Source organism: Candidatus Symbiothrix dinenymphae (genome assembly GCF_001431085.1).
The window spans coordinates 1-664 of record NZ_BBRU01000199.1 but is presented as its reverse complement, the minus strand read 5'-3'; the positions used below and the strand labels follow the sequence as shown (position 1 = coordinate 664).

Sequence of the window (664 nt, the reverse complement as noted above, 5' to 3'; positions counted from 1 at the left end):
ACACAAACGAAGGGACAGCCACCGTAACCATAAACGGCAAAGGCAATTACAAAGATTCCCGAACGGTGGAATTTGAGATAACCACCAACACGGGCGGCAACACAGGCGGCTCAGGCGGCAACACAGGTGGCACAGGCGGCACAGGCGGCAACACAGGTGGCGCAGGTGGCAACACGGGTGGCAATACCAACGGCCACGCGATAGCTGTGTCAAATGCCGACAGCATCGGTACAGGCTATTACCTGGCACATTGTGAGGCTTTGGAGTCTGTTGTAACGGTTACGACCAAGACCTCTTCCACCGTATTGCACGAAGGTGTAAAAGGGAATCGCTTCACGGTTGATATTAGCAGAGGCGGACGTTATGTGGTCAAATACAGTATTGTAATAGCAAGAGACACAGCCAATTACAGTCTGACCATCGAAAGCCGAGCAGCGTTTGAGGATGTCGTGTCCATCCGGTACAACAATCTGCTGCTCGTAAAGGCAAACACCGGCTACGGTATAGTGGGTTGCGAATGGTATAAGGCGGACAGCAATGGCAAATGGGAGAAATTATCCTCCGAATTGTCCTATTCAGCAGGCAACAAGCGCACAGATATATTGGATGCCACCGCCGAGTATAAGGCACGCCTCATCACCGCCTCAGGCGACACCGTGGAAAC

The 664-nt window shown here is 52.4% G+C and carries 1 protein-coding gene; it reads left to right on the top strand.

Annotation, left to right across the window (positions count from 1 at the left end):
- The coding region (locus ASC50_RS07100; protein ID WP_193391188.1) for a hypothetical protein at window positions 1-664 on the top strand (664 nt) is incomplete at both ends.